Genomic DNA, 24,413 nt, shown 5'->3' with positions numbered 1-24,413 from the left:
GATGGCCGTCCTGACCGCCCCCCACCGGAAAAAGCTCCCGGTCCCGACGCCGTCCCGTGGCGGTCGGGGCCGGGGCCCCCGGCGCACCCCACCCCTGGTCCTGGCGTTCGTCCTGGTCCCGCTGCTCGCCGAGTCCGTGTGGGTCTTCTGGCCCGCCCTGCAGGGCTTCTACCTGGCCCTCACCAAGTGGGACGGTGTCTCGGCGCCCCAGTTCATCGGGTTGGACAACTTCCGGGAGATGGCGCACGACGACGTCTTCCGCAGCGCGGCCGGCCACACCGTGCTGTGGCTCGTCGTCTTCGGCGGCCTGTCCGCCCTGCTCGGCCTCGCCGCCGCGCTGCTGCTCCAGCAGGAGCGACGCGGCGTCGGCTTCTACCGGGCGGCCCTCTTCCTGCCCGTCGTGTTCTCCCTGGTGGCCACCGCCCTGGTCTGGCAGGCGATCTACCAGCCGGACGGCGTCCTCAACCAACTCCTGGGCTCCGTCGGCCTCGACAGCCTCCGCCACGCCTGGCTCGCCGACCAGGCCACCGCCCTGTACGCGGTGATCGTGCCCGCGCTGTGGCGCCAGATCGGCTACGTCATGGTCCTGTACCTGGCCGGACTCAAGGGCATCGACCCGGCCCTGTACGAGGCGGCCAAGGTCGACGGCGCGAGCGCCTGGCAGCGCTTCCGACACGTCACCCTGCCCCAACTCCGCAGCGTCAACGCGGTCGTTGTGTCGGTCATCATCATCGACTCGCTGCGCTCCTTCGACGTCGTGTGGTCGCTCACCCGCGGCGGCCCCTACCACTCGTCCGAGCTGCTGAGCACCTACATGTACTCAACCGCCTTCCAGTCCCTGCGACTTGGCTACGGTTCCGCACTGGCCGTCGTCATCTTCGTGCTGGCCTTCGGCGTCATCGCCTCTTACCTCGTCCGCGCGTTCCGGGAGGCCGACTGATGTCCGCCAACTCCACGGCACTGCGCCGCAAACGGGCCGCGACCGCCGGATTCCACCTCGGCGCCGGCGCGCTGGCCGCCCTGTGGCTGCTGCCCGTCGCCCTGGTCCTGGTGACCAGCCTGCGCTCCTTCGACGACATTGCCGCCCACGGCCTGGGCAGTTGGCCGCGCTCCTTCACACTGGAGAACTTCCGCCAGGCCTGGGTCGACGGCGGCCAGCAGCGCGCCCTGATCAACAGCCTGATCGTCACCGTGCCCTGCGTCCTGGTCACCCTCGCCCTCGCCGCGATGGCCGCCTTCGCCCTCAGCCGCTACGAACTCCCCTTCCGCCGCGCCCTGTTGCTCCTGATGCTCGGCGGCAACCTCCTCCCGCCGCAGATCCTGCTCATCCCGGTGTCCAAGCTGAGTGAGCTGATGGGCGTCTACGACACCCTGCCCGCACTGATCGGCGTGCAGATCGGCTTCGGCGTCGGCTTCTACGTCTTCGTCCTGCACGGCTTCATGCGGGCCATCCCGGTGGAGATCCAGCAGGCGGCGGTCGTCGACGGGGCCGGGCCCTGGCAGATCTTCCGGCGGATCATCCTCCCGCTGACCCGCCCGGCCCTGGCCGCGCTCAGCGCCCTGTCCTTCACCTGGATCTTCAACGACCTGCTCTGGGCGATCACCGTCCTGCGCAGCGACACCAAGATGCCGATCACCGCCGCCCTCATCGGACTTCAGGGCCAGTACGTGTCCATGTGGAACGTGATCGCCGCCGGATCGATCATCGCCGCCGCGCCCACGGTCGCCGTATTCCTCCGCTTCCAGCGGCACTTCGTGGCCGGTCTCAACCTGGGGGCGGTCAAGTGACGTACCAACGCTGGACTTTGCGCACCGAGCGCACGAGCTACACCGTGCGCCTGTCCCCGGACGGCCCGTGGGCGGAACTCGACGCCTGGGGCCCGCTCGGCGTCGAACACGGCCCCTCCGCCCTCGACTGGTCCCGGCGCACCCACTTCATCACGCCCGCCGACGCGGCCCCCGCCGAGTATCTGCCGTACGGGCTGCGGCCGTTCACCGGAGCCGAGCTGGTGGCGGCACGTCCGGGCGAGGAGCGGGGTGTGTGGTGGGAGTTCGACGGGGCGCAGCAGGGGGAGGGGGCCCTGCGGCTCGCCTTCACCGACGACGTGCTCGGCCTCCGTACGGTCCTCTGCTACGAGACCGTGCCGGGCACTGACGTCATCCTCCGCTGGACCGAGCACACCGCGAGGCAGGAACTGCGGCTGGAGCGGTTCGACTCCGGTGCCGTGAACATCCCGGTGACCGGTGCGGCGGCCCGGCTCACGTATCTCTCCGGCCAGTGGTCGCAGGAGTTCCAGCGCACCCGACTCGACCTGTCCCGGGGCGCGTTCAGCATCGGCAGCCTCCAGGGCGCGCCCGGACACGCGTACGCGCCCTGGCTCGCGGTGCAGGACGAAGAGGCCGCCTTCGGCATCGCTCTCGAGTGGCCGGGCAACTGGCACATCACGGCGGAGGCCGAGCCGGGCGGCGCCGTGCGCGTCCGTGCCGGGCGCGTCCCGCACGAGGGTGCCGTGCTCCTCGCACCCGGCGAAACCCTCACGACCCCCCGCCTGGCCTGCGCCTTCAGCCCGGGCGGCCTCGACGGACTCTCCGGCGTCTGGCACCGCTACGAGCGCCACCTCGCCGGCGACCGGCTCAACCGCCCCCGCAAGGTGCTCTACAACTCCTGGGAGGCCACCGGCTTCGACGTCGACGCGGCCGGGCAACTGGAGCTGGCCAAGACGGCCGCCGACATCGGGGCCGAGCTGTTCGTGGTGGACGACGGCTGGTTCACCGGGCGGGCCGACGACACCGGGGGGCTGGGCGACTGGTACCCGGATCCGACGGCGTTCCCGCAGAGCTTCGGTCAATTCGTGGAGGACGTACGGGTGTTGGGGCTGGACTTCGGCCTGTGGATCGAACCCGAGGCGGTGAGCCCCGACAGCCGTCTGTACGCCGAACACCCCGAGTGGGTCTACCGGATCGACCACCGCCCCGCCCGTCTGGTCCGCAACCAGCTGCTGCTCGACCTGGGGCGGACCGACGTCCAGGACTTCGTCATCGGCACGCTCGACCGGCTGCTCGGCGCGTACGACATCAGCTATCTGAAGTGGGACATGAACCGGCCGCCCACCGAACGCGGCCGCCCCGGCGCCGGGCCCGCCGACCGCCTCGACCTGGACGCGCAGCACGTCACCGGCTACCTGCGCGTCCTCGACCATCTGCGCACCGCTCACCCCGACGTCACCGTCGAGGGCTGCGCGGGCGGCGGCGCACGCATCGAGCACGCGACCCTCGCCCGCACCGACGTCGTCTGGCCCAGCGACAACACCGCCCCGCTGGACCGGCTGTCCGTCCAGTACGGCTTCCTGCATGCGCACGCCCCGCACGTGATGAGCTCCTGGGTCACCGACGCACCGGGTGTCTTCGACCCGCGCCCGCGCAGCCTCGCCTTCCGCTTCGTCAACGCCATGTGCGGGGTGCTGGGGGTCGGTGCCGACCTGCGTGCGTGGTCGCCGGAGCAACGGGCCGAGGCCGCCCGCTGGATCGCCCGGTACAAGGAGGTGCGGGAGGTCGTCCATCACGGAGAGACCCGGCTCCTCGGTACCCCGCAGGACCCCACCTGCGGGGTGCAGTACGACGCCGGGGAGCGGACCGTCGTCGCCGCGCTGAGCACCGGCCGGCTCGACGGCGCCCCGCTGGTGCCCGGCCGCCCGGACCGCCTGCGGCTGCGGGGACTCGACCCGGCGGCGCGCTACCGCGACACGGCGAGCGGGACCTCGTACAGCGGAGCCCATCTGCTCCACTACGGGCTCCCGTTCGCCTGGAGCGCCGAGCACGACGCCGACCTCGTCGTGCTGAGACGTGAGTGAGCCCCTTATGTTTCGAGCAAGCCCTTTCACGCGAAGGAGTCGAAGCCCACGATGGACCAGCCCGCACGACGGCACGGCGCCCGTTTCACCGGCCGCACGGCCGTGGTCACCGGAGCGGCCTCCGGTATCGGAGCCGCGACCGCCGCACGCCTCGCCGAGGAGGGAGCCGCCGTCGTGCTCGCCGACGTCGCCGAGGAGCGCGGCGAGGTGGTGGCGGAGCGGATCGGCAAGGACGGCGGCCGGGCCCGGTTCGTGGCCGCCGATGTCGCGGTCGAGGCGGACTGGGCGCTGGTCGTCGCCGCCGCGCACGCCTTCGGGCCGGTGGACGTGCTGGTCAGCAACGCCTTCACCGTCGACGTCAGGCCCGCGCACGAGATGTCCCTGCCGTCGTGGCAGCGGCAGCTCGACGTGAACCTGACCGGCAGCTTCCTCGGCTTCCGTGCGGTGCTGCCCGATCTGCGGTCCCGGCGCGGCGCGGTGGTGCTGACCTCGTCCGTGCACGCCCGCATGGGCATCCCCGGCCATCCCGCCTACGCCGCCGCCAAGGGCGCCCTGCTCTCCCTGTGCGGGCAGCTCGCCGTCGAGTACGGGCCCGAGGTGCGCGTCAACGCGGTCGTGCCGGGCCCGATCCTGACCGCGGCCTGGGACAGGGTGCCGTCCGAGGAGCGGGAGCGCAGTGTCGCCGAGACCGCCGCCCGGCGCTTCGGCACGCCCGAGGAGGTCGCCGCGGCCATCGCGTTCCTCGCCGCCGACGAGGCCTCCTACATCACCGGGACCAGCCTCGTCGTGGACGGCGGCTGGAGCGTCGTGAAGGCCTCCGCATGAGCGCGCCCACCGTCAAACACAAGAAAGGCTGTACGACATGACCCCCTACGCCAGCCGCGGCGTGCACGGCCAGACCGTGGAAGCCCTCGCGCGCCGCATCCTGGGCGGTGACATCCCCGAGGGGGCCACGCTCGACCTGGTGGCGCTGCAGAGCGAGCTGGACGTGAGCCTGACCGCCCTGCGCGAGTCCCTGAAGGTGCTCGCCGCCAAGGGGATGGTCGACGCCCGGCAGAAGCGCGGCACCTTCGTCCGCTCCCGGGCCGACTGGAACCTGCTCGACGCCGACGTGCTGCGCTGGCAGTTCGAGGGCGGCCGCACCGGCGAGGCCGACCGGGCGCTGCTGCGGAACCTCGCCGAGGTCCGCGCCATCATCGAGCCCGCCGCCGTCCGCCTCGCGGCCGAGCGCCGCACCGACGCCGACCTCGCCGCCCTCGACGGCGCGCTCGCGGCGATGGGGGAGGAGGACGCCGGGGCCGCCCACGCCGTCGAGGCCGACCTCGCCTTCCACCGCGCCCTGCTCGCCGCCACCCACAACGAACTCCTCGAACGCATGGAGATGGTGATCGAGTCCGGCCTCGCCCACCGTGACCGCATCGTGCACAGCTCCCCGCACAGCGAGGACCCGATACCGGCCCACCGCGCGGTCCTGGATGCCGTGCGCGGCCAGGATCCGCTGGCCGCGGAGGCCGCCATGCGGGCCCTGCTCGACCAGGCCGGCCGCGACCTGGACCGGATCGGCACCGCCGACGACACGGAAGGCTTCAGCGCCCAGTGAAGATCACCCGTATCGAAACCTTCCTGGTCCCGCCGCGCTGGCTGTTCTGCCGCGTCGAGACCGACGAGGGTGTGGTCGGCTGGGGCGAGCCCGTCGTCGAGGGCCGCGCCGAGGTCGTCCGGGCCGCCGTCGATGTCCTGGCCGAGTACCTGATCGGCCAGGACCCGCTGCGTATCCAGGACCACTGGCAGGTCCTCACCAAGGGCGGCTTCTACCGCGGCGGCCCGATCCTCTCCAGCGCCGTCGCCGGCCTCGATCAGGCCCTGTGGGACATCGCCGGGAAGACGTACGGCGCCCCCGTGCACGCCCTGCTCGGCGGGCCCGTACGCGACCGGGTCCGCGTCTACGCCTGGGTCGGCGGCGACGAACCCGCCGAGCTCGGCGAGCAGATCGCCGCCCAGGTGGAGGCCGGCTTCACCGCGGTGAAGATGAACGGCGCCGGAGCCACCTCGCCGGTGGCCACCGCCGCCGAGACCGCGGCCGTCGTCGCCCGTGTGGCCGCCGCCCGCGAGGCCCTCGGCCCGGACCGGGACGTCGCCGTCGACTTCCACGGCCGCTTCAGCGCCGCCGCCTCCCGCCGGGTCCTGGCCGAACTCGCCCCGCTGCACCCGCTGTTCGTGGAAGAACCGGTCGTCCCCGAACAGAGCCATCTGCTGCCGGGCCTGGTCACCTCGACCTCCGTGCCCCTCGCCACCGGCGAACGCCTCTACTCCCGCGCCGAGTTCCTGCCCGTCCTCGCCGCCGGCGTCGCCGTCGCCCAGCCCGACCTCTCCCACGCCGGCGGCATCTCCGAGGTGCACCGCATCGCCTCGCTCGCCGAGACCTACGGCGCCCAACTCGCCCCGCACTGCCCACTCGGCCCGATCGCGCTCGCCGCCAGCCTCCAAGTCGCCTTCGCCACACCCAACTTCCTCATCCAGGAACAGAGCCGCGGCATCCACTACAACAAGGGCGCCGACCTGCTCTCGTACGTCGTCGACCCCGAGCCGTTCCGGTTCGTGGATGGGCATGCGCCGCGTGGCGACGCCCCCGGCCTGGGCATCGAGGTCGACGAGGCCGCTGTGCGTGCCGCTGACCGGACCGGTCATGCGTGGCGCAATCCGGTGTGGCGGCACGCCGACGGATCGTTCGCGGAGTGGTGACAGTGGGGTCGGGGGCGGGGTCGCCGTCGCCGTCGGTGGAGATCGTCACCGACCCCGCGCACGGCGGGCGTTGGACCTCGCTCCGGGCGCACGGGCGCGAATGGCTGTGGCGGCGGGACGGCGTCGGGCGTGCGGACGTGTCGCCCGGGGACGCCTTCGTGGACGCGGGCGGCCTGGAGGAGTGCGTGCCGACTGTTCGGGGTGTGCCGGACCACGGGGATGCCTGGTCACGGGCTTGGAGGAGAGAGAGGAACGGTACGGAGAGCGTGGACTGCGACCGCTTCTCGCTGACCCGGACCATCCAGGACGGCGCCCGGATCGACTACGTCCTGACGGCCGACCCGGGCTTCCGCTTCGTATGGGCCGCGCACGCCCTGCTCGACCTCTCCCGGCGGGCGACACTGCTGCTGCCCGAAGGGGCGGACACCCGGCTGTACCCGTCGGCGAACGGCCCCTGGGTGGAGGGCAGTTGGCCCGCACTCCGGGGAGTGCGTCTGGACCGCTTCGGACCGGACGACGGCACCGCGATCGGCGCGGTCGTCGACGTCCCCCGCGCCTGCGTCCACGACGACCCCGACCGCCTGTCCTTCGCCCTCGAGGCCGACGGCCAGCCGCGGTCGATCGCCCTGTGGCGCAACCTCGGCGGCTTCCCGGCCACCGCCCCCTATCGCAGTACGGGCGTCGAGCCGATGCTCGGCCGCGTCTTCGACCTCGCGGAGGCGGGCCCGGGCGACACCGCCCAGGTGCCGGCGTCCGGGGAGGTGCGCTGGCGGCTCACCGTGACTGCCGATTGCGGCTGTCCCTGAAACCAGCCGTACCTGTCCCTCGCGGGCCGTGGCGCCCGGCGTCGGCATCTCAAGCCGGCTGCGGCGTAAGCCGTTTGTGGCCCTTGCGGTCGTAGTAGCGCGTCATCGCGAAGCCGAAGAGGAGGGCGAGTGCCGCGCCGATCGCGATCATGATCCAGGAGCGGGTGAGGCCCGCGTCGCCGCGGGCGTCGAAGTAGAGGATCGCGCGGACGCCGTCGCTGAGTTGGCGCATGGGCTCGAAGTTGGACAGGAAGCGGTAGAAGCCGGGGACCGCCTGGAGCGGGACCGTGGCGCCCGAGGACGGCAGGCCCAGGACGATGAACACGAACATGGAGATCAGCTGGCCGATTCCGCCGAAGGCCGCGTTGATGGCCTGTACGCCCAGGCCCACGGCGAGGGCCGCGCAGTAGGAGTAGATCCACAGCAGCGGGATGTGCGTGGCGTCCATGCCCAGGATGGTGATGGTGGCGAGCATGACCAGGGAGACGCTGACGACGGTGATGCCCGCGGTCATCCCCATGTTCAGCAGCAGTGTCTGCGTGCGGGTGATCGGCACGGTGGGGCGGCGGGTGTGCCAGGGGCCGATCTCGGTGTCGGCATAACCGAGGGAGGTGTCGACGGCGTTGCTGATGACGTTGCCGCCCATGAAGCCGGCCAGCACGAGCAGCAGCGTGTAGTAGAAGGCGCTCAGCCCGAGGCCGCTGTGGCTGCCGATCGGGTGGCCGACCTGGGTGACGACGTTCACCGGGTCGGCCAGCAGCAGCTTGGTGGTGGAGTTCGCCTGCGTTCCCACGGCCGCGGTGAGCTGTTTGCCGAGGCTCTGCGAGGCCTGGTGCGCGGCGGCCGTGGTGATCTGGCTGGCGAGGGACGAACCCAGGCTGCCCTTGCCGGGGTTCGTGAGCACCGTCATCGTCGGCCGGGCGGTGGCCCCGGTCGTGGTGAGCGCCGTGATCGAGTCGGTGAAGTCGGCGGGGATGACCAGGGCGCCGTAGACCTTGCCGGAGTCGAGCTCGTCCTGGGCCTGCGCGAGGCTGAGCGTGCGCCACTCGGCCTTCTCGTTCGACGTGTCGGAGGTGATGGCGGCGGCGATCTGCGTGCCCGCGTTCTGCTTCTGCCCGGCCGGCGGCTTGCCGGTGTCCCCGTTGACCAGGGCGATCGGCAGACGGTGCAGTTCGCCCTGCGGGTTGACGATGCCGCCCATGTAGAGCAGGGCCAGCAGGAAGGCGAGCAGTCCGGTCAGGACGGTGGGCATGAGCCACAACTTGGGGCGGCCCAGCAACGTGACGGCTCGGGCCTGGGGGCTGGCGTCGGCCATGGTTCTCCGTAGGTTGTCGGGACGGGGGGCGACTACCGGACGGCTCCTTTGCGCACCCCGAGCGTACGGAGCAGAGGGCCCCAAAGAGGACAGGCCGCGCGCGACAGGCCTGAACTGGACTGCGCGGCCCGGGTTCTCAGGGAACCCACAGGGCCATCGGTGCCTCATACCAGGTGCGACCCACGAGAGGAGCGTCCGTTGGACGGCATCGAGTCCCCCGCCGCCGGCACCGGCCCGGCCCCGGGCGGGGCGACGGCACGGCATGCGGTCTCCCGCCGCCGGTTCATGGTCTACTCCCTGGCCGCGTCCACGCTCACGGTCGCCGCCCCGCTCGCCTGCGACACCTCGAAGGCACAGGGCAGCGAGCCCGCACGCGCCGCGTCCGACGTGCTGGTGACCGGCGCCGACGACGAGATGCTCGTCCTGGAGGTCACCGAGGCGAACAAGGTCGTCGTACGGCTGCCGCGGGTCGAGGTCGGCCAGGGCATCACCACCGCCGTCGCCATGATGATCGCCGAGGAGCTGGACGCCCGCCTCGCCGACGTCGACATCCCCCTCGCCGACGCCCGCACCAAGGGCAACCAGTACACCGGCGGCTCCAATTCGGTCAGTTCGCTGTACGGCCCCGCCCGGCAGCTGGCCGCAACGGCCCGCGCCCGGCTGGTCACCGCCGCTGCGCGGCGCTGGCATGTGCCCGCCTGGTCCCTGCGCACCAGGAACACCATGGTGATCGCCCCGGACGGCCGTACCGCCACCTTCGGCTCGCTCAGCGCGAGCGCCGCCAAGATCCGCCGTACGGCCGTGTCCGCCAAGCCCAAGCCGGCGTCCAGACACAAGGTGATCGGCCGGCCCGCGAACCGTATCGACGCCCGGGACATCGTCACCGGCAAGGCGAAGTACACCGGAGACCTCTCCGTGGCCGGGGCCGGGCCGACCGTGGTGGCCCGGCCGCCCACGATCGGCGGGAAGGTCGTCACGGTCGACGACCGGGCGGCCCGCGCGCTGCCGGGCGTGCACGCCGTGGTGAGGGTCGCGGGCGGGGTCGCCGTCGTGGCCGAGACCTTCCACCACGCCTTCAACGCCCGCGACGCCCTGAAGATCAAGTGGGCGCCGGGGCCGCTGGCCCCGCTGTCCGACGCGAAGATCCGCTCCCGGCTGCGGGCGGCCGTGCCCTCCCTGGGGTCGCCGCCGCGTGGATCGACGCAGGTGGAGGGCGAGTTCGAGTTCGCCTTCGTCAGCCATGCCCCGATGGAGGTGCTGACCGCGGTCGCGGACGTGTGCGCCGACAGGGCCGAGATCTGGTTCTCCTCCCAGACGCCGACGGACGCGCGCGACAGCATCGCCTCGGCGACCGGGCTGCCGGCCTCCAAGGTCAAGGTCCATGTGCTGCGGGGCGGCGGCTCGTTCGGGCGGCGGCTGAACTTCGACGCCGCGATCGAGGCCGCCCTGATCTCCAAGGCGGCGAAGCGGCCGGTCAAGCTGATGTGGAGCCGCAACGACGACACCCGGCACGGCCGGATGCGCCCCGCCAGCCACCACAGGATCCGCGCCAGCCACGCGGACGGCCGGGTGGTCGCCTTCGCCCATGCGACGGCCTCGGTGAACGAGTCGTACGGCAAGAAGGGCACCGCGAGCCAGGCGTCCTTCGTACGACCGGTGTCCGCACCCTTGCCCAGCGACTCCGGCCTGTACAACTTCGGCCGCCTGTCCGGCGATTCGGGCGGCGTCGACCTCGCGATGCCGCTGGGCGCCTGGCGGTCGGTGGACTCCGGGACCTCGCGGACCGCCGAGGAGATCATGGTCGACGAGGTGGCACGGAGCCTGGGCAAGGACCCGGTCGCCTTCCGCCGTACGACGCTGCGGAGCAAGGCCGTCAAGGCCGTACTCGACAAGGTCGCCGAGGCAGGGGGCTGGGGCCGGGCGATGCCCGACGGGCACGGGCAGGGTGTCGCCGTGCACGAGGAGTACGGGTCCTGCGTGGCCTGTCTGGCGGAGATCGACGCGAGTGATCCGAAGCATCCGCGGGTCACCAAGGTGGTGATGGCGGCCGACGTCGGCACCTGCGTGAACCCGCGCGGGCTCGAGGCACAGCTGATGGGCACGTCGATCGACGGGATCTCGACCGTGCTGAGCGCCGGGCTGCACATCGACCGGGGTGCCGTGCGCGAGGGCAGCTTCGCCGACTTCCGCTGGGCCCGCCAGGGCCACGCCCCGCTGCACTTCGAGGCGCACATCATGCCGTCCAAGGGGGAGCCCGGCGGGGCCGGCGAACTCGGTGTGCCGGCCGCCTCCGGGGCCGTCGCCAACGCCTACGCCCGGGCGACCGGCACCAAGCCGCGCCGCTTCCCGCTCAGTTTCTGACCGCCAACTCCTGACCGCCGCCGGATCAGCCTTCGAGAAGGTACCGATGCCCTCCTACTCCTTCGTCCTCAACGGCGAGCCGGTCACCGTCGACGCCCCGGCCGACATGCCGCTGCTGTGGGTGCTGCGCGACCTGCTGCACGTCACCGGCCCCAAGTACGGCTGCGGCGTCGGCGTCTGCCGTGCCTGTACGAGCCATCTCGACGGCGCGGAGATCCAGCCCTGCGTCGTCAAGGTCAAGGACTGCGCGGACCGCAAGGTCACCACCATCGAGGGCCTGGCCGACGGCGACACCCTGCACCCCGTGCAGCAGGCCTGGATCGATTGCGACGTCTCGCAGTGCGGCTTCTGCCAGCCCGGGCAGATCATGGCCGCGGCGGCCCTGCTGAAGAAGTCGTCCGAGCCCACCGACGCCGACATCGACGCCATCGAGAACGTCTGCCGGTGCGGCACCTACTCCCGTATCCGCGAAGCCATCAAGAAGGCCGCGACGTCATAAACAGGGTGCCGCGAGCCCATGAAGAAGGCCGCCGACCGCACTCCGTGACCCGACACGCGCAATGAGTGGCCCGGCTCACATGGCCAGAAAGGCATGTCACCGACACCATGGGGGACGTCATCTCGGCAGGCTGAAGGGAGCGGCGATGTTCCGCAAGGTGCTGGTCGCCAACCGCGGTGAGATTGCGATCAGGGCATTTCGCGCCGGCTATGAGCTGGGCGCGAGGACGGTCGCCGTCTTTCCGCACGAGGACCGCAACTCGCTGCACCGGCTCAAGGCGGACGAGGCGTACGAGATCGGTCAGCCCGGGCATCCGGTGCGGGCGTATCTGTCGGTCGAAGAGATCGTGAGTGCGGCGCGCAAGGCCGGCGCGGACGCCGTCTACCCGGGCTACGGCTTCCTGTCCGAGAACCCCGAGCTGGCCAAGGCCTGCGAGGAAGCGGGCATCACCTTCGTCGGGCCCAGCGCGCACACCCTGGAGCTGACCGGCAACAAGGCCCGAGCCGTGGCCGCCGCCCGCGCGGCCGGCGTGCCCGTGCTCGGCTCCTCCGAGCCCTCCAACGACGTCGACGAACTGGTCCGCGCCGCCGAGGAGATCGGCTTCCCGGTGTTCGTGAAGGCGGTCGCGGGCGGCGGCGGCCGCGGTATGCGCCGCGTCGAGAACCCGGCCGCGCTGCGCGAGTCCATCGAGGCCGCCTCCCGCGAGGCCGCGTCCGCGTTCGGCGACCCGACCGTCTTCCTGGAGAAGGCCGTCGTCGACCCCCGCCACATCGAGGTGCAGATCCTCGCGGACGGCGAGGGCAACGTCATCCACCTCTTCGAGCGCGACTGTTCGCTCCAGCGCCGCCACCAGAAGGTCATCGAACTCGCCCCCGCACCCAACCTCGACCCGGAGCTGCGCGACCGCATCTGCGCCGACGCCGTCCGCTTCGCCCGCGAGATCGGCTACCGCAACGCGGGCACCGTGGAGTTCCTGCTCGACCGGGACGGCAACCACGTCTTCATCGAGATGAACCCGCGCATCCAGGTCGAGCACACGGTCACCGAGGAGGTCACCGACGTCGACCTCGTCCAGGCCCAGCTGCGCATCGCCTCCGGCGAGACGCTGGCCGATCTCGGGCTCTCCCAGGAGACGGTGAAGCTGCACGGCGCGGCCCTGCAGTGCCGTATCACCACCGAGGACCCGGCCAACGGCTTCCGCCCGGACACCGGCCGCATCAGCGCCTACCGCTCGCCCGGCGGCTCCGGCATCCGTCTCGACGGCGGAACCACCCACGCCGGTACGGAGATCAGCGCCCACTTCGACTCGATGCTGGTCAAACTCACCTGCCGGGGACGGGACTTCAGGGCCGCGATCGGCCGGGCCCGGCGTGCGGTGGCCGAGTTCCGCATCCGCGGTGTGGCCACCAACATCCCCTTCCTGCAAGCCGTGTTGGACGACCCGGACTTCCAGGCCGGGCGGGTGACGACGTCGTTCATCGAGGAGCGCCCGCACCTGCTGACCGCCCGCTCCTCCGCGGACCGCGGCACCAAGCTGCTGACCTACCTCGCCGACGTCACCGTGAACAAGCCGCACGGCGAACGCCCCGAGCTGATCGACCCCAGCACCAAGCTGCCGCCGCTGCCCGCCGGTGAACCCGCCGCCGGCTCCCGCCAGCGGCTCGTCGAACTCGGCCCCCAGGGCTTCGCCCGCTGGCTGCGCGAGTCGCCGACCATCGGCATCACCGACACCACCTTCCGCGACGCCCACCAGTCGCTGCTCGCCACCCGGGTGCGCACCAAGGACCTGCTCGCGGTCGCCCCGGTGGTCGCCCGCACCCTGCCCGAACTGCTCTCCCTGGAGTGCTGGGGCGGCGCCACCTACGACGTCGCGCTGCGCTTCCTCGCCGAGGACCCGTGGGAGCGGCTGGCCGCCCTGCGCGAGGCCGTCCCCAACATCTGCCTCCAGATGCTGCTGCGCGGCCGCAACACCGTCGGCTACACCCCGTACCCGACCGAGGTGACCGACGCCTTCGTGCAGGAGGCCGCCGCCACCGGCATCGACATCTTCCGCATCTTCGACGCCCTCAACGACGTCGGCCAGATGCGCCCCGCCATCGACGCCGTACGCGAGACGGGCACCGCGATCGCCGAGGTCGCCCTCTGCTACACCTCGGACCTGTCCGACCCGAACGAGCGCCTGTACACGCTGGATTACTACCTCCGGCTGGCCGAGCAGATCGTCGAGGCGGGCGCCCACGTCCTGGCCGTCAAGGACATGGCCGGCCTGCTGCGCGCCCCGGCCGCAGCCAAGCTCGTCTCGGCGCTGCGCCGCGAGTTCGACCTCCCCGTCCACCTGCACACCCACGACACGGCGGGCGGCCAGCTGGGCACCTACCTGGCCGCGATCCAGGCGGGCGCGGACGCGGTGGACGGCGCGGTCGCCTCGATGGCGGGCACGACCTCGCAGCCGTCGCTGTCGGCGATCGTCGCCGCGACCGACCACTCCGAGCGGCCCACCGGCCTCGACCTCCAGGCCATCGGCGACCTGGAGCCGTACTGGGAGAGCGTCCGCCGCATCTACGCCCCCTTCGAGGCGGGCCTCGCCTCCCCGACCGGGCGCGTCTACCACCACGAGATCCCCGGCGGCCAGCTCTCCAACCTGCGCACCCAGGCCGTCGCGCTCGGCCTCGGCGACCGCTTCGAGGACATCGAGAACCTGTACGCGGCCGCCGACCGCATCCTCGGCCGCCTCGTCAAGGTCACCCCGTCGTCCAAGGTGGTCGGCGACCTCGCCCTGCACCTCGTCGGCGCCGGAGTCACACCGGAGGACTTCGAAGCGGCACCCAACCGGTACGACATCCCCGACTCCGTCATCGGCTTCCTGCGCGGCGAGCTGGGCACCCCGCCCGGCGGCTGGCCGGAGCCCTTCCGTACCAAGGCACTCGAGGGCCGGGCCGACGCCAAGCCCGTACAGGAACTGACGACGGAGGACCGCGAGGGCCTGGCGAAGGAACCGCGCGCGACCCTCAACCGCCTGCTGTTCCCTGGCCCGACCCGCGAGTTCGACACCCACCGCCAGGCCTTCGGCGACACCAGCGTGCTGGACAGCAAGGACTTCTTCTACGGGCTGCGCCCGGGCAAGGAGTACTCCGTCGACCTCGAACCCGGCGTGCGGCTCCTGATGGGGCTGGAGGCCGTCGGCGAGGCCGACGAGCGCGGCATGCGCACCGTGATGTCCACCCTGAACGGCCAGCTCCGGCCCATCCAGGTCCGCGACAAGGCCGCGGCCTCCGACGTGCCGGTGACCGAGAAGGCCGACCGCACCAACCCCGGCCATGTCGCGGCCCCGTTCGCCGGCGTGGTCACCCTCGCGGTCGCCGAGGGCGACGAGGTGGACGCCGGGGCGACGGTGGCCACCATCGAGGCGATGAAGATGGAGGCGGCGATCACGGCCACGAAGGCGGGCCGCGTGAGCCGCCTGGCCATCAACCGCATCCAGCAGGTGGAGGGCGGTGACCTGCTGGTCGAGATCGGCTGACCTGGCGGGAACTTGGCGGGAGGGGACGACGGTTGTCCGTCGTCCCCTCTTTCCGTGTCAGGTTCTCAATTCGCGCCGGGTCGGACCGGTTTGAGGGAGAGGCGGGCGGCGGCCCGTTGGGCGGAGTGGCGTGGGCGTGCCGAATGGCACGTGCGGGGGTCGGCTGACGGCTGGCGGGGTCGGTAGGGCGGCCGGTCTGGGGGTGTCGAGGGGGAAGCCTCGCAGGTCGCGCGGAGGGCACCCGCGGGCCGCGTCCGGTCTCACTCGCGCCAAGCTTCTTGATCGTCGACGCTGAGCTTGTTGACCGCCCGCGCGGGGCGCCTTGACCGGTGGCTCGGGATGCCGTCAGACGAATGTCACCGACACCGGCCCGAGGCCGCTGAAGCGTGCCTCGATCTTCTGGCCCGCGACGACGAAGGGGGCGGTGGTCATCGCGCCGGGCAGGACCAGGTGTCCGGGCTCCAGGGCGGCGTCGAAGTCGGCGAGGGTGTTGGCGAGCCAGGCGATCGCGGCGGCCGGATGGCCCAGCACCTCGCGCCCGCTGCCCGAGGCGACGGGCTCGCCGTCGACGAGCAGGTCGGCGCGGACGGTGGCGAGGTCGGGCGCGTCGGCCAGGGGCGTCCAGGGGCCGTGGACCAGTCCGGCGGAGCTGGCGTTGTCGGCGACGGTGTCGACGAGGGTGATCTGCCAGTCGCGGATACGGCTGTCGACGATCTCCAGGGCGGGCGCGACCGCTTCGGTGGCGTCGAGGACCTCCTCGACGGTGACGTCCGGGCCGCGCAGGGGCCGGGCGAGACGGAAGCAGATCTCCGGCTCGATGCGCGGCCGGCAGTAGTGCGCCGCGAGGACCACGCCCCCGTCGCGGTGGACCATGTCGTCCAGCAGATGACCGAAGTCGGGCTCGCCCACCCCGAGCAGCTGCTGCATCGCCGCCGAGGTCAGCCCGACCTTGTGGCCGACGACGATCGCGCCGTCGGCGAGGCGGCGGGCGACGTTGTCCTGCTGCACGGCGTACGCGTCGGCCAGGTCGAGGCCGGGCAGCAGGGCCGACAGCGGGTCGATCGGGGCCACGTGGTGCTCGGCCTCGCGCAGCAGCCGGGCGGCGTGCGCGCGGTCGTGGACGCTCAGGGGCATGTCGTGCCCCCTGCCGCCATGCGGGCGGCCGCGTCGTGGACCGAGCGGGCGTGCAGCTCGAACAGCGCCACGAGGTCGACCGCGTCGCCGTTGATCTCCCGGTGCACGAACAGTCCGTCGGCGCCGGCCACGGCGTAGGCCGTGAGGGTGTGTACGGCCGCGTCGTCCAGGTCGGGGAACAGGCCGCGGATCACCTCCGAGATCTTCTGGGAGGCGATGTCGCGGACCTGGAGGAACACCGTCCGGCCGCGGGGTTCCGTCGGCCGCCGCTCCAGGGCGAGCATGAGGCCGAGGCGCAGGAAGTCCGGGGCGTCGACCAGTGACTTCGCCACGTTGGCCGCCATGGCGGTGGCCCGTTCCAGCGGGGTGTCCGTCTCCTCGCCCGGGAGTACGACCGCCGTGAGCCAGGTGTCGAAGCTGCGCTCGATGACCGCGGCGATCAGGTCGTCCTTGTCCTTGAAGTGCCAGTAGATCGAGCTGGCGGGCAGTCCGCACTTGGCGCTGACCGCCGCGATCGACGTGCCCTCGTACCCGCGCTCGCCCGCGATCTCGACCGTGGCATCGAGGATGCGCTGGCGCGACTCCACCCCGTTGGCCCGCTTCTTGCGCGTGGTCTGCGGCCCGGTCATGCGATCCACCTTCCTCCAATTGGAGTAGACGCTACAGCAAGCGCTGCAGGCAGCGGCGGCGGACTTCTTGACCCCCGCTCGGCCCTCCAGGATGCTGTGTTGCGACACATGAGATGTGTGCCGTATTGAGCAACTTACGGCTCAGTAATCGCACCATCAGTACTCGTAGCTGTACTTGTAGCAAGCCGAGGAGTGGCCATGGCTCACCAGGTCCGCGCTGTCGTCGCGAAGGGCAAGGGTGCCCCCGTCAGCCTGGAAACGATCGTCGTGCCCGACCCCGGACCGGGGGAGGCACTGGTGAAGATCGAGGCCTGCGGCGTCTGTCACACCGATCTGCACTACCGCGAGGGCGGCATCAACGACGAGTTCCCCTTCCTGCTCGGCCACGAGGCCGCGGGCGTGGTGGAGTCGGTGGGGGAGGGGGTCACGGAGGTCGCCCCCGGTGACTTCGTCATCCTCAACTGGCGTGCCGTGTGCGGGCAGTGCCGGGCCTGTCTGCGCGGCCGCCCCTGGTACTGCTTCAACACCCACAACGCCCAGCAGAAGATGACCCTGCTGGACGGCACCGAGCTGTCCCCGGCGCTGGGCATCGGCGCGTTCGCGGAGAAGACGCTGGTCGCGGCGGGTCAGTGCACCAAGGTCGACCGGGCCGCGTCGGCGGCCGCGGCCGGTCTGCTGGGCTGTGGCGTGATGGCGGGCATCGGCGCCGCCATCAACACGGGCAACGTCGGGCGCGGTGACAGCGTGGCGGTCCTCGGCTGCGGCGGTGTCGGCGACGCGGCGATCGTCGGCTCGAACCTGGCGGGCGCGGCGAAGATCATCGCGGTGGACATCGACGACCGGAAGCTGGCCACCGCCCGCAAGCTGGGCGCGACCCACACCGTCAACTCGCGCGAGACGGACGCGGTCGAAGCCATCCGCGAACTGACCGGCGGCTTCGGCGCCGACGTCGTCATCGAGGCGGTCGGCCGCCCGGAAACGTACCAGCAGGCCTTCTACGCCCGCGACCTGGCCGGCACCGTCGTCCTGGTCGGCGTGCCGACCCCGGAGATGAAGCTGGAGCTGCCGCTGCTGGACGTCTTCGGCCGCGGCGGGGCGCTGAAGTCGTCGTGGTACGGCGACTGCCTGCCCTCCCGGGACTTCCCGATGCTCATCGACCTCTACCTCCAGGGCCGCCTCGACCTGGACGCCTTCGTCACCGAGACCATCGCGCTGGACGACGTCGAGAAGGCCTTCGAGCGGATGCACCACGGCGACGTACTGCGCTCGGTGGTGGTGCTGTGATGACCGCGCGCATCGAACACCTCGTCACCTCGGGGACATTCTCCCTCGACGGCGGCACCTGGGACGTGGACAACAACGTGTGGGTCGTCGGCGACGACCACGAGGTCATCGTCATCGACGCCGCGCACGATGCCGAGACGATCGCGGAGGCGCTCGGCGGCCGGACGGTGCGGGCCATCGTGTGCACGCACGCGCACAACGACCACATCGACGCGGCGCCCGAACTCGCCGCCCGCACCGGCGCCCCGATCCTGCTGCATCCGGACGACCTGGAGCTGTGGAAGCAGACCCATCCCGACCGGGCGCCCGACGGCGAGCTGGCCGACGGCTGGGTCCTCACGGTGGCGGGAGTGGACCTGACCGTGCTGCACACGCCCGGCCACGCCCCCGGCGCGGTCTGCCTGTACGCGCCCGCGCTGTCGGCGCTCTTCAGCGGCGACACCCTCTTCTCGGGCGGCCCGGGGGCCACAGGACGGTCGTACAGCCACTTCCCCACCATCATCGACTCGATCCGGGACAAGCTGCTGACGCTGCCCGGTGACACCGTCGTGCACACCGGTCACGGGGAGACGACCAGGATCGCCGCCGAGGCCCCGCACCTACAGGAGTGGATCGAACGGGGTCACTGACCTCCCGACCTGCACCGAGACGCCGTGAAGCGGTGCCGACCCCTGCCCTGAGCATGTTGCTCATGGTGCTGCAAGTTGCATGACAGGCAACAACGGGCAGGGGTCATCCGGCCCACAGGAACTCCTTGACAAGGGTTCTGGGCCGACCTCAGACTGATGTTGCGCTTACCGCAATCCGTTTCGCTATACGCACCGAGGTGTCATGATGATTCCCGCGTGCCGACTCGTGGATCTTCCGCGAGGTGAGGCCTTCCGGCTCGACATCGACCCGCCGGTCTCGGTGTTCCACACCGACGACGGCGAGCTCTTCGCCATCGACGACACCTGCACCCATCAGGACGCCTCGCTCGCCGACGGCTGGCTGGAGGGCTGCGAGGTGGAATGCCCGCTGCACGCCTCGAAGTTCGACCTGCGCACCGGTGCCGTGGACGCCCCGCCGGCCAAGCTCCCGGTCCGCACCCACGAGGTCGTCGTCGAGGACGGCATGATCTACGTCCAGGTGTCCACCGACGCCCCCAACCTGCCGCCCTGCATCGCCTCCCGGCTCGCCGGAGGTCCCGCGTGAGGACGGTGGCCGTGGTCGGCGCCTCGCTGGCCGGTCTCTCGGCGGCGCGCTCGTTGCGCAAGCAGGGCTACGACGGACGGCTCGTCGTCATCGGCGACGAGACCCACCGGCCGTACGACAGGCCCCCGTTGTCCAAGGAGTTCCTGGCCGGCACGCTCGGCGAAGCGGATCTCGTGCTGGAGACGGACGAGGAGGACCTGGGCGCCGAATGGCTGCTCGGCACCCGCGCCACCGGACTCGACCGCACGGCCCGCGCCGTCCGGCTCGGCGACGGGCGGGAGGTCCGCGCCGACGGCATCGTCATCGCCACCGGCGCCGCGGCCCGCGCACTGCCCGGCTCCGAGGGCCTGGCCGGCGTGCACACCCTGCGCACCCTGGACGACGCCCGCGCCCTGCGCGACGAACTCGCCCGCGGCGGACGGCTGGTGGTGATCGGCGGCGGTTTCATCGGCGCCGAGGTCGCCTCCACGGCGTACGCCCTGGGCCTGGACGTGACGGTGATCGAGGCCGCCCCGACACCGCTCGCTGGACCCCTGGGCGAGACCATGGGCGCCGTCGTCTCCGGACTCCATGCCGACCACGGCGTACGGCTGTTGTGCGGTGTCGGCGTCAAGGGACTCAGCGGCGAGCAGCGCGTCGACGCCGTCCTGATGGAGGACGGCCGCACCGTCCCCGCGGACATCGTCGTCGTCGGCGTGGGGGCCCGCCCGTGCGTGGAGTGGCTGGAAGGCTCCGGCGTCACCCTCGACAACGGCGTCAAGTGCGGCGCCGACGGCCGCACCAGCCTGGCCGGCGTGGTCGCGGTCGGCGACTGCGCCAACTGGTACGACCCCCGGGCCGGCGCACACCGTCGCGTCGAGCACTGGACCGGCGCGCGCGAGCGCCCCGACGCCGCCATCGCCACGCTGCTCGCGGGCGGTGCGGTGGAACCGGGCGTGCCCCGGCCGCCGTACTTCTGGTCCGACCAGTACGGCGTGAAGATCCAGTTCGCCGGTCATGCGGCCGGCGCCGACAGCGTGACGGTCGAGGAGGGCGCCGCGGACGACCGCAACGTCCTCGCCGTCTACCGGCGTGCCGGGAACCCGGTCGCCGTGCTCGGGCTGAACCAGCCGCGGCTGTTCACCCGCTGGCGCAAGCAGCTCGCCGCCACGTCTTGACACCGCGGATGCGGCATCCCATGCTGCGGTTCACATAGGTTTCAAATAGCACGCAAAGTTGCGCCATGAGCAACGATGGTGTGCATCATCCCAACGCCGTCCGGAGTCGCTCTTCCCGGCGCGTGAATGACCCCTCCACGACGTTTCCCGAGGAGTGCACCGTGACCTCGACCAGCCTGCCGGACAGCCTGATCGCCACCCTTCCCGGCTCCTCCTACACGGATCCGGCGATCTTCGCCCAGGAGCAGGAGCGCATTTTCGAGACCATGTGGTTCTGCGCCGTGCGCTCGTCCGACCTGGCGAAGCCGGGCGCCTTCCGCACCGTCGACGTGGGCCGCGAGAGCATCCTCGTCACCCGCGCCCGGGACAACTCGATACGCGCCTACTTCAACGTCTGCCGGCACCGCGGGGCCAGGCTCTGCACCGAGGAGTCGGGCGAGGTCAAGCGCGCCTTCCAGTGTCCCTACCACGCCTGGACCTACGGCCTGGACGGCAAGCTCGTCGCGGCGCCCAACCTCACCAAGATGCCCGACGTCGGCCGCACCGAGTACGGCCTGGTGAGCGTGGCCGTCCGGGAATGGCTCGGCTACGTCTGGGTGTGCCTCGCGGAGAACCCGCCCTCCTTCGAGGAGGACGTCATCGGCGCGATCGTCGAGCGGCTCGGCGACGTCGAGTCGATCGAGCGCTACGACATCGACAACCTCTCGGTGGGCAAGCGGATCGTCTACGACGTGCAGGCCAACTGGAAGCTCATCATCGAGAACTTCATGGAGTGCTACCACTGCGCCACGATCCACCCCGAACTCACCGAGGTGCTCCCGGAGTTCGCGGACGGTTACGCGGCCCAGTACTACGTCGGCCACGGCGCCGAGTTCGGCGAGGAGGTCCAGGGCTTCACCGTCGACGGCAGCGAGGGACTCGACCGCATCCCGGGCGTCGCGGACGACCAGGACCGCCGCTACTACGCGATCACCGTCAAGCCGCAGGTCTTCATCAACCTCGTCCCGGACCATGTGATCTTCCACCGGATGTACCCGGTGGCCGTCGACCGCACGGTCGTCGAGTGCGACTGGCTCTACCTCCCGCACGTCGTCGAGAGCGGCAAGGACGTCAGCCGGTCCGTGGAGCTGTTCCACCGCGTCAACCAGCAGGACTTCGACGCATGCGAACGTACGCAGCCCGGAATGGGCTCCCGGATGTACGCCAAGGGCGGCGTGCTGGTGCCGAGCGAGCACCACATCGGAGCCTTCCACGACTGGGTGAACGAGCGCCTGGGCATCACCCAGGGGTGAGTCAGCCCAGGTAGCCCATGCGGTGGCTGATCTCCTCGGCACCCTTGATCAGCACCGGGGCGAGCTCGCGCATCCGCTCCTCCGTGAAGCGGTAGGAGGGGCCGGAGGCGGTGACCGCCGCGATGACCTCGCCGTCCCGGTCGAGGACCGGCGCGGCCATGGCGTGCAGGCCGATCTCCAGCTCCTCCTTGGTCCAGGCGTACCCGGCCTCGCGCACCTCGGCGAGGGTCTTCTCGAGCTTCGCCTTCGAGGTGATGGTGTGCGGCGTGACCTTCTTCAGGCCCGCCTCGGCCAGCAGCGCGGCGCGCTCCTTGGCCGGCAGGTATGCCAGCAGGACCTTGCCGCTCGACGTCGCGTGCAGCGGGGTCAGCTGGCCGACCCAGTTGTGCGCGGTGACCGCCGCGGGGCCGCGCACCTGGTAGAGGTTGATCGCGTAGTGCTCCTGCAGCACCGCGATGTTGACCGTCTCGCCGATCTCCTCGGCGAGGCGCTCGCACACCGGGCGGCCCTGCTGCGTGATGTCGATGCGTCCCGTGACCGCGCCGGCGAGGCGTACGATGCCGAAGCCGAGCCGGTACTTGCCGCGCTCACCCGCCTGTTCCACCAGGCCACGGGCCTCCAAGGCGCCGAGCAGGCGGAAGGCGGTGGACTTGTGAACATCGATCTCGGCGGCCACCTCGCTGACCCCGGCCTCGCCACGCTGGGCCAGGATCTCGAGGACGCTGATGGCTCGGTCGACCGACTGCACTCCGCCGGCCTGCGAATTTGACGTTTCGTTGTCTTGGCTGTGGTTGCTCACAGCGAAACTATACGCGCAGTAAACAACACCCTTGCAAGTAACCGAGTCGAAACGAAGGCCACGTAAGTTGCGTGGCTCGCAACCTAGTGCGTATAGCGCTACTGGTACTAGCATGCCTCGCGTATCTACGGCGCGAGCGAGACGAGGCACCATGGCTCCCCTGCAATACGACTTCGTCATCGTCGGCGGCGGTTCGGCCGGCAGTGCACTGGCGAACAGACTCTCCGCGGACCCGGCCAACAAGGTCCTGGTCCTGGAGGCCGGCCGGTCCGACTATCCGTGGGACGTCTTCATCCACATGCCCGCGGCGCTGACGTATCCGATCGGCAGCCGGTTCTACGACTGGAAGTACGAGTCGGAGCCCGAGCCGCACATGGGCGGCCGGCGCGTCTACCACGCGCGCGGCAAGGTGCTGGGCGGTTCCAGCAGCATCAACGGCATGATCTTCCAGCGCGGCAACCCCATGGACTACGAGCGCTGGGCCGCCGACCCCGGTATGGAGACCTGGGACTACGCGCACTGTCTCCCCTATTTCCGGCGCATGGAGAACTGTCTGGCGGCCGACCCCGACGACGAGTTCCGCGGCCACGACGGCCCCCTCGTCCTCGAGCGCGGCCCGGCCACCAACCCGCTGTTCGGCGCCTTCCTCAAGGCCACCGAGGAGGCGGGCTACGCCCCCACCGACGACGTCAACGGCTACCGCCAGGAGGGCTTCGCGAAGTTCGACCGCAACGTCCACCGCGGACGTCGGCTGTCGGCCTCGAAGGCGTACATCAAGCCCGTCAGGAAGCGCCCGAACCTGACCATCAAGACCCGCGCCTTCGTCACCCGCGTCCTGTTCGAGGGCAAGAAGGCCGTCGGCGTCGAGTACCAGCGCGGCAAGGGCGCCCCGCAGCAGGTGCGCGCCAAGGAGGTCATCCTCTGCGGCGGCGCGATCAACTCCCCGCAGCTGCTGCAGCTGTCCGGCGTCGGCAACGCGGAGGAGCTGCGCGCCCTCGGCATCGACGTCGTGCACGACCTGCCGGGCGTCGGCGAGAACATGCAGGACCACCTCGAGGTCTACATCCAGTACGCCTGCAAGCAGCCCGTCTCGATGCAGCCGTATCTGGCGAAGTGGCGTGCCCCCTTCATCGGCCTGCAGTGGCTGTTCCGGAAGGGCCCGGCGGCGACCAACCACTTCGAGGCCGGCGGCTTCGCCCGCAGCAACGAGGACGTGGACTACCCCAACCTGATGTTCCACTTCCTGCCGATCGCGGTCCGCTACGACGGCTCGGTGCCCGCGGGCGGACACGGCTACCAGGTCCACGTGGGCCCGATGTACTCCGACGCGATCGGCTCCGTGAAGATCAAGAGCAAGGACCCGCGCGAGCACCCGGCGCTGCGCTTCAACTACCTCTCCACCGAGCAGGACCGCCGTGAGTGGGTCGAGGCGATCCGGGTGGCCCGCAAGCTCCTCAACCAGCCCGCCCTGGCCCCCTACAACAACGGGGAGGTCTCGCCCGGACCGTCCGTCGAGACCGACGAGGAGATCCTCGACTGGGTCGCCAAGGACGGCGAGACGGCCCTGCACCCGTCCTGCACCTGCAAGATGGGCCCCGCCAGCGACGAGATGTCCGTCGTCGACCCCACGAGCATGCGGGTGCACGGCGTGGAGGGTCTGCGCGTGGTCGATGCGTCGGTGATGCCGTACGTCACCAACGGCAACATCTACGCACCGGTGATGATGGTCGCCGAGAAGGCCGCCGACCTGATCCTCGGCAAGGAGCCCCTCGCCCCGTCGAAGGCCGCGTACTACCGCCTCCGCGACGCCGAGACGCAGGCCGGGTAGAC

20 protein-coding genes are annotated in these 24,413 nt (G+C 71.3%); 16 read left to right on the top strand and 4 right to left on the bottom strand.

Annotated features, from left to right (window positions below; all coding sequences use genetic code 11):
* The first annotated feature begins 1 nt into the window (after position 1).
* Genes ABZ880_RS35990 through ABZ880_RS35960 form a run of 7 tightly spaced genes read left to right on the top strand, consistent with a single transcriptional unit; the run spans position 2 to position 7,399 of the window.
* Complete coding sequence (locus ABZ880_RS35990) at positions 2 to 940, top strand: sugar ABC transporter permease (RefSeq protein ID WP_361271887.1); 939 nt, start codon at positions 2 to 4, stop codon at positions 938 to 940.
* Complete coding sequence (locus ABZ880_RS35985; protein WP_361271884.1) at positions 940 to 1,788, top strand: carbohydrate ABC transporter permease; 849 nt, start codon at positions 940 to 942, stop codon at positions 1,786 to 1,788. Before ABZ880_RS35990 ends, ABZ880_RS35985 begins: the two co-directional genes overlap by 1 nt.
* A complete protein-coding gene (locus ABZ880_RS35980) occupies positions 1,785 to 3,851 on the top strand; it encodes an alpha-galactosidase (protein WP_361271881.1) in 2,067 nt (688 codons plus the stop codon). Before ABZ880_RS35985 ends, ABZ880_RS35980 begins: the two co-directional genes overlap by 4 nt.
* Positions 3,852 to 3,902: 51 nt before the next feature.
* On the top strand, positions 3,903 to 4,676 hold the full coding sequence (locus tag ABZ880_RS35975) for an SDR family NAD(P)-dependent oxidoreductase (RefSeq protein ID WP_361271878.1): 774 nt from the start codon (positions 3,903 to 3,905) through the stop codon (positions 4,674 to 4,676).
* A gap of 37 nt (positions 4,677 to 4,713) precedes the next feature.
* Complete coding sequence (locus tag ABZ880_RS35970) at positions 4,714 to 5,451, top strand: FCD domain-containing protein (RefSeq protein WP_361271875.1); 738 nt, start codon at positions 4,714 to 4,716, stop codon at positions 5,449 to 5,451.
* Positions 5,448 to 6,593 carry a galactonate dehydratase gene (dgoD, locus tag ABZ880_RS35965; protein ID WP_361271872.1) on the top strand — a complete coding sequence of 382 codons (1,146 nt, stop codon included), beginning with the start codon at positions 5,448 to 5,450 and terminating at the stop codon, positions 6,591 to 6,593. Before ABZ880_RS35970 ends, dgoD begins: the two co-directional genes overlap by 4 nt.
* Complete coding sequence (locus ABZ880_RS35960) at positions 6,587 to 7,399, top strand: hypothetical protein (RefSeq protein ID WP_361271869.1); 813 nt, start codon at positions 6,587 to 6,589, stop codon at positions 7,397 to 7,399. The genes dgoD and ABZ880_RS35960 overlap by 7 nt, the downstream gene beginning before the upstream one ends.
* A gap of 49 nt (positions 7,400 to 7,448) precedes the next feature.
* Here ABZ880_RS35960 and ABZ880_RS35955 read toward each other — a convergent pair whose 3' ends face one another.
* Complete coding sequence (locus ABZ880_RS35955) at positions 7,449 to 8,714, bottom strand: DUF3533 domain-containing protein (RefSeq protein WP_361271866.1); 1,266 nt, start codon at positions 8,712 to 8,714, stop codon at positions 7,449 to 7,451.
* A gap of 285 nt (positions 8,715 to 8,999) precedes the next feature.
* On the opposite strand from ABZ880_RS35955, the gene ABZ880_RS35950 reads away from it, so the two are divergent.
* From ABZ880_RS35950 to ABZ880_RS35940, 3 genes are all read left to right on the top strand, one after another.
* Positions 9,000 to 11,075: a molybdopterin cofactor-binding domain-containing protein gene (locus ABZ880_RS35950; RefSeq protein ID WP_361272201.1), complete on the top strand. Its 2,076-nt coding sequence runs from the start codon at positions 9,000 to 9,002 to the stop codon at positions 11,073 to 11,075.
* 46 nt (positions 11,076 to 11,121) lie between these two features.
* Positions 11,122 to 11,574 (top strand): (2Fe-2S)-binding protein, encoded by a 453-nt coding sequence (locus tag ABZ880_RS35945; protein ID WP_361271862.1) that lies wholly within the window; start codon positions 11,122 to 11,124, stop codon positions 11,572 to 11,574.
* Between the two features lie 145 nt (positions 11,575 to 11,719).
* Positions 11,720 to 15,094, top strand: a complete 3,375-nt coding sequence (locus ABZ880_RS35940) for a pyruvate carboxylase (RefSeq protein WP_361271860.1) — start codon at positions 11,720 to 11,722, stop codon at positions 15,092 to 15,094.
* 345 nt (positions 15,095 to 15,439) lie between these two features.
* On the opposite strand, the gene ABZ880_RS35935 is transcribed toward ABZ880_RS35940, so the two are convergent.
* The gene (locus ABZ880_RS35935; RefSeq protein ID WP_361271858.1) at positions 15,440 to 16,228 is read right to left on the bottom strand and encodes a fumarylacetoacetate hydrolase family protein; all 789 of its coding nucleotides are present in this window, start codon (positions 16,226 to 16,228) and stop codon (positions 15,440 to 15,442) included.
* Positions 16,219 to 16,857 (bottom strand): TetR/AcrR family transcriptional regulator, encoded by a 639-nt coding sequence (locus ABZ880_RS35930; RefSeq protein ID WP_361271855.1) that lies wholly within the window; start codon positions 16,855 to 16,857, stop codon positions 16,219 to 16,221. The genes ABZ880_RS35935 and ABZ880_RS35930 overlap by 10 nt, the downstream gene beginning before the upstream one ends.
* Positions 16,858 to 17,055: 198 nt before the next feature.
* Here ABZ880_RS35930 and ABZ880_RS35925 point away from each other — a divergent pair, with 198 nt between their 5' ends.
* The 5 genes from ABZ880_RS35925 (at position 17,056) to ABZ880_RS35905 (ending at position 21,784) form a co-directional block, all read left to right on the top strand.
* Positions 17,056 to 18,141 carry an S-(hydroxymethyl)mycothiol dehydrogenase gene (locus ABZ880_RS35925; protein WP_361271853.1) on the top strand — a complete coding sequence of 362 codons (1,086 nt, stop codon included), beginning with the start codon at positions 17,056 to 17,058 and terminating at the stop codon, positions 18,139 to 18,141.
* A complete protein-coding gene (locus ABZ880_RS35920) occupies positions 18,141 to 18,770 on the top strand; it encodes an MBL fold metallo-hydrolase (protein ID WP_361271850.1) in 630 nt (209 codons plus the stop codon). The genes ABZ880_RS35925 and ABZ880_RS35920 overlap by 1 nt, the downstream gene beginning before the upstream one ends.
* A gap of 202 nt (positions 18,771 to 18,972) precedes the next feature.
* Positions 18,973 to 19,335, top strand: coding sequence for a bifunctional 3-phenylpropionate/cinnamic acid dioxygenase ferredoxin subunit (locus tag ABZ880_RS35915; protein WP_361271847.1), 363 nt, complete (start codon positions 18,973 to 18,975; stop codon positions 19,333 to 19,335).
* Positions 19,332 to 20,492, top strand: a complete 1,161-nt coding sequence (locus ABZ880_RS35910; protein ID WP_361271845.1) for an FAD-dependent oxidoreductase — start codon at positions 19,332 to 19,334, stop codon at positions 20,490 to 20,492. The genes ABZ880_RS35915 and ABZ880_RS35910 overlap by 4 nt, the downstream gene beginning before the upstream one ends.
* Before the next feature lie 161 nt (positions 20,493 to 20,653).
* The gene (locus ABZ880_RS35905; protein ID WP_361271842.1) at positions 20,654 to 21,784 is read left to right on the top strand and encodes an aromatic ring-hydroxylating dioxygenase subunit alpha; all 1,131 of its coding nucleotides are present in this window, start codon (positions 20,654 to 20,656) and stop codon (positions 21,782 to 21,784) included.
* Position 21,785: 1 nt separating this feature from the next.
* Here the strand turns inward: ABZ880_RS35905 and ABZ880_RS35900 are convergent, their stop codons facing one another.
* Positions 21,786 to 22,532: an IclR family transcriptional regulator gene (locus ABZ880_RS35900; protein ID WP_361271840.1), complete on the bottom strand. Its 747-nt coding sequence runs from the start codon at positions 22,530 to 22,532 to the stop codon at positions 21,786 to 21,788.
* Positions 22,533 to 22,734: 202 nt separating this feature from the next.
* On the opposite strand from ABZ880_RS35900, the gene betA reads away from it, so the two are divergent.
* Positions 22,735 to 24,411, top strand: a complete 1,677-nt coding sequence (gene betA / locus ABZ880_RS35895; RefSeq protein ID WP_361271837.1) for a choline dehydrogenase — start codon at positions 22,735 to 22,737, stop codon at positions 24,409 to 24,411.
* The last annotated feature ends 2 nt before the right edge of the window (positions 24,412 to 24,413 follow it).

Source organism: Streptomyces sp. NPDC047043, from assembly GCF_040644055.1.
Lineage (GTDB): Bacteria > Actinomycetota > Actinomycetes > Streptomycetales > Streptomycetaceae > Streptomyces.
The sequence above is the reverse complement of the archived record's forward strand: the minus strand, read 5'-3'. Positions and strand labels throughout refer to the sequence as shown.